This is a genomic window from Microbacterium meiriae, from assembly GCF_025143875.1.
Taxonomy (GTDB): domain Bacteria; phylum Actinomycetota; class Actinomycetes; order Actinomycetales; family Microbacteriaceae; genus Microbacterium; species Microbacterium meiriae.
Map to the genome: position 1 here is coordinate 84,613 of NZ_JAMBDU010000015.1, position 6,878 is coordinate 91,490.

At 71.3% G+C, this 6,878-nt stretch carries 4 protein-coding genes and 1 pseudogene; 3 read left to right on the forward strand and 2 right to left on the reverse strand.

Annotated features, from left to right (window positions below; genetic code table 11):
- Positions 1–44 precede the first annotated feature (44 nt).
- A complete protein-coding gene (locus M4D53_RS10835) occupies positions 45–2,321 on the reverse strand; it encodes a polyribonucleotide nucleotidyltransferase (protein WP_259953993.1) in 2,277 nt (758 codons plus the stop codon).
- Positions 2,322–2,680: 359 nt separating this feature from the next.
- Here M4D53_RS10835 and M4D53_RS10840 point away from each other — a divergent pair, with 359 nt between their 5' ends.
- Positions 2,681–3,991, forward strand: coding sequence for a UDP-glucose dehydrogenase family protein (locus tag M4D53_RS10840; protein ID WP_259953994.1), 1,311 nt, complete (start codon positions 2,681–2,683; stop codon positions 3,989–3,991).
- A gap of 253 nt (positions 3,992–4,244) precedes the next feature.
- On the opposite strand, the pseudogene M4D53_RS10845 reads toward M4D53_RS10840, so the two are convergent.
- Positions 4,245–5,906, reverse strand: a pseudogene (locus tag M4D53_RS10845) (GDSL-type esterase/lipase family protein); the annotation flags it as partial.
- Between the two features lie 178 nt (positions 5,907–6,084).
- Between M4D53_RS10845 and M4D53_RS10850 the strand changes: the two are divergent.
- Both M4D53_RS10850 and M4D53_RS10855 read left to right on the forward strand, forming a co-directional pair.
- Positions 6,085–6,669: a DedA family protein gene (locus M4D53_RS10850; protein ID WP_259953995.1), complete on the forward strand. Its 585-nt coding sequence runs from the start codon at positions 6,085–6,087 to the stop codon at positions 6,667–6,669.
- 39 nt (positions 6,670–6,708) lie between these two features.
- A partial coding sequence (locus M4D53_RS10855) for a DUF5302 domain-containing protein (protein WP_396818936.1) occupies positions 6,709–6,878 on the forward strand: 170 nt, incomplete at its 3' end.

Sequence of the window (6,878 nt, forward strand, 5' to 3'; positions counted from 1 at the left end):
GGCCCCTCCCGACGGAGGGACCCGGGTTCCGTGCCGACCGTGTCCTACTCGGCGGCGGCGTCCTCGGCCGGAGCCTCGTCCGCGGCGGGTGCGTCGTCGAGCACGGGCTCGAGCGACAGCTTGCCGCGGTCGTCGATCTTCGTGATCTTGACGAGGATCTTCTGGCCGACGGAGAGCACGTCCTCGACGTTCTCCACACGCTTGCCACCGGCGAGCTTGCGCACCTCGGTGACGTGCAGCAGGCCGTCCTTGCCCGGCAGCAGCGAGATGAAGGCGCCGAAGGTGGCGATCTTCACGACGGTGCCGAGGAACTGCTCGCCGACCTCCGGGTTGGTCGGGTTGGCGATCGCGTTGACCTGGGCGCGGGCGGCCTCGGCCGAGGGGCCGTCGGTCGCGCCGATGTAGACGGTGCCGTCCTCCTCGATGGAGATCTGCGCACCGGTCTCGTCCTGGATCGCGTTGATCGTCTTGCCCTTCGGGCCGATCAGCTCACCGATCTTGTCGACCGGGATCTGGACGCTGATGACGCGAGGCGCGGTGGGCGCCATCTCGTCAGGCGCGTCGATCGCGGCGTTGAGGACGTTGAGGATGGTCAGACGAGCATCCTTGGCCTGGGTCAGCGCGCCCGCGAGCACCGACGACGGGATGCCGTCGAGCTTCGTGTCGAGCTGGATGGCGGTGACGAACTCGCTGGTACCGGCGACCTTGAAGTCCATGTCACCCAGCGCGTCCTCGGCACCCAGGATGTCGGTCAGCGCCGCGTAACGGGTCTCGCCGTTCACCTCGTCGGAGACCAGACCCATCGCGATGCCGGCGACGGGAGCGCGCAGCGGCACACCCGCGTTCAGCAGCGACAGGGTCGAGGCGCACACCGAACCCATCGACGTGGAGCCGTTGGAGCTGAGCGCCTCGGACACCTGACGGATCGCGTACGGGAACTCCTCGCGGCTCGGCAGCACCGGCACGAGCGCGCGCTCGGCGAGGAAGCCGTGCCCGATCTCGCGACGCTTCGGCGAACCCACGCGGCCGGTCTCACCGGTCGAGTAGGGCGGGAAGTTGTAGTGGTGCATGTAGCGCTTGCTCGTCGTGGGCGACAGCGAGTCGATCTGCTGCTCCATCTTGAGCATGTTCAGCGTGGTGACGCCCAGGATCTGGGTCTCGCCGCGCTGGAAGATCGCGGAGCCGTGCACGCGCGGGATGACCTGCACCTCGGCGTCGAGCGGACGGATGTCCGCCAGGCCGCGGCCGTCGATGCGGGTGCCCTCGGTGAGGATGCGACCGCGGACGATCTTCTTCGTGACGGACTTGTACGCCGCGGAGAACTCCAGCGGTGCCGCAGCCGGGAGCGAGCCCGCCTCGGTGGCCTCGATGAGCTCGGCCTTGACGCGATCCTTGATCGCGTCGTCGGCGTTCTGACGCTCGCTCTTGTCCGCGATCTGGTACACGTCGCTCAGCTCGGCGAAGGCACGCTCGGACACGAAGTCATAGACCTCGTCGCTGTACGCGGGGAAGACCGGGTAGACGCCCGGCTCCTTCGACGCGGTGGCGGCGAGCTCAGCCTGCGCCTTGACGAGCTGGGCGATGAAGGGCTTCGAGGCCTCGAGGCCCTGGGCCACGATGGTCTCGTCGGGCTTGGTGGCGCCGGCCTTGATCAGGTTCCAGCTGCCCTCGGTCGCCTCGGCCTCGACCATCATGATCGCGACGTCTTCGGAGCCGTCGGCCTTGGTGACCACGCGACCGGCGACGATCAGGTCGAACACGGCCTCGGAGACCTGCTCGGCGGTCGGGAACGCGACCCACTGGTCCTCGTGCTGGCCGTGACCGGGGATGAACGCGAGGCGCACACCGGCGACGGGGCCCGAGAACGGCAGACCCGAGATCTGCGTCGACGCGGAGGCGGCGTTGATCGCGAGGGCGTCGTAGAACTCGCCCGGGGCGATCGAGAGGACCGTGATGACGATCTGGACCTCGTTGCGCAGACCGTCGACGAACGACGGACGCAGCGGACGGTCGATCAGACGGCAGACCAGGATCGCCTCGGTCGAGGGGCGACCCTCACGACGGAAGAACGAGCCGGGGATCTTGCCGGCGGCGTAGGAGCGCTCCTCGACGTCGACCGTCAGCGGGAAGAAGTCGAAGCCCTCACGCGGGTGCTTGCCCGCGCTCGTGGCCGAGAGCAGCATGGTCTCGCCGTCCAGGTAGGCGGCGACGGCGCCCTGAGCCTGCTGCGCGAGGCGGCCGGTCTCGAAGCGGATGGTGCGGGTGCCGAAGCGGCCGTTGTCGAGAACGGCCTCGGTGGCGGTGATTTCAGGACCTTCCAAGAGGTCTCTCCTTCTTTGTTTAGACTCGCGAATCCGTGTGACGCGCGAGCATGTTCAAAGGAGCGGAACGGAAGGGTTCGGGCGCGCGGGCACTCCCGCGAATCTCGCCTGCGCTGGCCACCAGTAGAAAGCCACCCGACGTGTGCCGAGGAACCCACCACAGGGGACCAGCTTCTCCGCCGATCGCTCCATGAGTCGATATGAAATTGTCGGATGACCGGGGTCACCCTCGACCACACTACCAGCGTGCGCCCTCAGTCCCGAGGGTTCCTCACGCGGTTCGGTCACGACACCGCACCGTCACCCGACGTTCACCGCGCGTCCGCCGGGGCGAGGGACGGGTCGGCTGTGCTGGACGCATGCGGATGTCGGTGATCGGTTGCGGGTATCTGGGAGCGGTGCACGCTGCGGCGATGGCCTCGCTCGGTCACGACGTCGTGGGCGTCGACGTGGACGAGCGCAAGGTGGCCGACCTCGCCGCAGGCGCCGCGCCCTTCTTCGAGCCGGGCCTCGACGAGCTCCTCGACGCGGGGCTGCGATCCGGGCGGTTGCGCTTCGCCTCGGATGCGGCGGCCGCTTCCGGGGCGGATGTGCACTTCCTCGCCGTCGGCACCCCGCAGTCCGCCTCCGGTCCCGCGGCCGACCTCCGCTACATCCACGCGGCGATCGACGGGCTGCTCCCCCACCTGCGGCCGGGCGCGGTGGTGGCCGGGAAGTCGACGGTCCCCGTGGGCACGGCCGCGCGCCTCGCCCGTCGGATCGCACAGACCGGGGCGACGCTCGCCTGGAACCCCGAGTTCCTCCGGGAAGGCTGGGCCGTCCACGACACGCTCACCCCCGACCGCCTGGTGGTGGGGGCCGATGACACCCCGGAGGGTGCCGCCGCCGTCGACCTGCTCCGCCGCGTATACGCCGCGGCGATCGATGCGGGCTCCCCGTTCCTGGTCACGGACCTCGCCACCGCGGAGCTCGTCAAGGGTGCCGCCAACGCTTTCCTCGCGACGAAGATCTCCTTCATCAACGCCATGGCTGAGGTCGCCGAAGCGGCCGGTGCCGACGTCACCCTCCTCGCCGAAGCCCTCGGCCACGACTCACGCATCGGCCGCCGCTATCTCGGCTCCGGGATCGGGTTCGGAGGCGGCTGCCTCCCGAAGGACATCCGCGCGTTCGCCGCCCGCGCCGAGGAGCTCGGCCGCGGCGAGGCCGTCGCCTTCCTGCACGAGGTGGACGCCATCAATCTCCGCCGGCGTGATCGCGCCGTGCGTCTGGTCGTCGATGCCCTGGACGGCCTGGTCTTCGGGCGGAGGATCGCCGTGCTCGGCGCGGCCTTCAAACCCTTCAGCGACGACGTCCGCGATTCTCCCGCGCTGGAGGTGGCCGTGCGGCTGCGCGGACTCGGCGCGGATGTCGTGGTGACGGACCCGGCGGCGATCGAGAACGCCCGTGCGCGGCATCCGCAGCTCGGATACACGTCGTCCAGGGATGAGGCCCTGCGGGACGCGGACGCCGTCGTCGTCGTCACGGAGTGGGACGAGTACCGCCGCGAGCTCAGTCCGCAGCACGCCGGCGGGCTCGTGCGGGGCCGGATCGTGATCGACGGACGGAACTGTCTGGACGCCGCCGCCTGGCGAGCCGCCGGCTGGACGTACCGCGGGATGGGGCGACGCTGAGGGCTGCCGTCCCTCGGACCACGCTGGCGTCACGCTCGACGGAGGAGCGCCCCACGTAGACGTAGTCGTCGTGCTTCGCCCGACGGCCGTCTCCCGCGGCACGGCCGTGGAGTCGCCGCCACACCCACGGCAGCGCGTGCCGCCGCCACCAGGCCGCGCGGCCGATCGGCTCGTTCTCGTGCAGGGCCGCATCCAGCAGTCCGAGCGCGTCCGCGTGCGGCACCCCGAGCACCTCGGCGACCCGATAGGCGAGGAAGCGGTGTCCGCGACTGCTGAGGTGCACCAGGTCCTCACCCCAGTGCTGCCGCTCCGCCAGCACCGGATGCAGATCCGTGTCGATGAGGATCGCACCGGTCCGCGCCGCGATCCCCGCGAGGGCCGTGGCAAAGGCGGAGAAGCGCCGGGTGTACAGCGCCGCCGCGCGTCGGTCCGGGAGGAACGGGGTGACCAGGACCACGTCGGCGCCGGTCGCGCGCACTCGCCGCACGGCGGCCTCCAGGCTCGCGGCGAGCGCCGGCACGGCGGCACGGTGCTTCACGAGATCGTTGGCGCCCACCAGCACGGTGACCAGATCGGGTCGGAGCTCCAGTGCGCGCTCCAGTTGCGGGCCGCACACGTCGGCCACGCGCTTCGAGCGGACCGCGAGGTTGGCGTAGTGGAGGCCGCCCCGCGCGGCGAGGAGCAGGGCGAGCCGGTCCGCCCACCCGCGGAGTGCACCGTCCGGCCCGGGGTCGCACAGTCCCTCGGTCAAGGAGTCGCCGAGCGCGACCACCCGCCGCCACCGTCGCGACGGGGCGGGCGCGGCCGGTTCCGGTCGGACGAGGCGGCGAGCGCGCAGACGGCTGTCCACGGCGTGCAGCGCCCGCGCCTCCTCGAAGTGCCCCAGGAGCTGATCCCCGAGGTGTTCCCAGCTTCGTCCCTGCACAGCGCTCCAGCCCGCGTGCCCGAACGCTCGGCGGGTCTGCTCGTCCCGGGCGAGAGCGGTCACGCGTCGGCGGAGGTCGGCGAGGTCCCCGGGGCGGTAGAGCCAGCCGTCCACGCCGGCCCTCACCAGATCGAGCGGCCCTCCGCGACCGGTGGCCACCACGGGCACCCCGCTCGCGTGGGCCTCCTGCAGCGTCTGGCCGAACGTCTCGCTCTCTCCCGGATGCACGAACACGTCGAAGGAGGCCAGCGCGGTGGCGAGCGCATCCCCGTCGAGCCTCCCGAGGAACAGAGCGTCGGGAAGCTGTTCCTGCAGCCGGTCCCGCCGTGGCCCGTCGCCGACGATGACCAGACGGGCGCCGGGGATGCCGTGCAGCGCGGCGAGATCCTCCACCTGCTTCTCGGCGGCGAGGCGTCCGACGTAGCCGATGACGATCTCCGCTCCCCATTCCGCTCGGAGCGCGTCGCTGCGCCGGGAGGGGTGGAAGCGCTCCGCGTCCACCCCTCTCCCCCAGGATCGGAGTCGGTCGACGCCGAGGCGACCGAGCTGGTGCGCGGATTCGGAGGACGGCGCGAGCGTGAGGGTCGCTCGCCGGTGGAGCCGTGCGATATGGGCGTGGGCCATGCCGGTCGTCGCGGCGACGCGATACCTCTCCGTGTATGCGGCCACATCGGTCTGGTAGGCCGCGACCGTCCCGATGCCGCCGCGTTCTGCGGCGAGCAGCCCGCGCCACCCGAGGGCGAACGGCGACGCCAGGTGGACGACATCGGGGCGGAAGCGGCCGAGCTCGGTTCCGATCCGACGGGTCGTCGCCGCGCCGACGCGGACATCCCGGTATCCGGGGAGCGGCACGCTGCGGATCGCCGTGACGGGGGCACCGTGCAACCGCTCCGGGATGCCCGTGGCGGCGGGAGCGAGCACACAGGCCTCGTGCCCTCGGCGCTCCAGATGGCGGAGGATCTGCATCACGGATCCGGTCACGCCGTTCATGTGCGGAAGGAAGGACTCGGTGACGATCGCGACTCTCACCCCCTCAGGATGACGGTGCACCTCGCCCCCGCTGCGAGAAACCGGCGTCGAGCACCGGATGTTCACCGGATGCTGGATCACGGGTCACCGGCTATCCGCGCGTTGGTTCCCGTTCACCGTCTCAGGGCAGGGTGGCGGGGTGTCGACAGACCTGCTCGCTGACGTCCTCGCCGGTCCCTGGAGCCTGGCCGCGATGAGCCTGCTCGTGCTCGGGGACGCGTTCTTCGTCGTCGTCCCCGGGGAGATCGCCGTGACAGCCCTCGGCGCGGTCGCGATGACGACCGGAACGCCCGCGCTCTGGGCGGTGGTGCTCTGCGCGGCGGCGGCAGCAGCGCTCGGTGACACCTGCTGCTATCTGATCGGGTGCGTCGTCGGCACCGAGCGCTGGGGCTGGATGAGAGGCCGCCGCATGCGGCAGGCCCTCGGCTGGGCACGCGACCGGCTGGACCGCGGCACGGCCACGGTGCTGTTCACCGCTCGTTTCGTCCCGTTCGCCCGGCTTGCCGTGAACCTCGTGGCGGGCGCCTCCCGGATCCACCCGCCCCGCTATCTGGCTCTCGTGACGCTCGCCGCGACCGGATGGGCGGCATACCAGGCCGCGATCGGCGCGCTCGTCGCCGCGGTGCTGCCCGGCGGCCCCCTCGTCGCGGTCCCGGTGTCGGTCGCCCTGGCCGTCGGTATCGGGCTCGGGGTCGACCGGCTCACGCGAGGGCGGGAGCGGTGACACTCGCCGCTGCTCCTGCCGTGCCCTAGGCTCGGGAGCATGAGCACCGAAGAAGGCGCCGGCTCCTCCTCGGAGGACATGAAGCGCAAGTTCAAGGAAGCGCTCGAGAAGAAGAACGCGCACCACCGGCAGGGCGAGGCCCACCTCGACGGCGATTCCGCCGTGCACGCCGCCAACGCCCCACAGACGCGGCGCGAGTTCCGACGCAA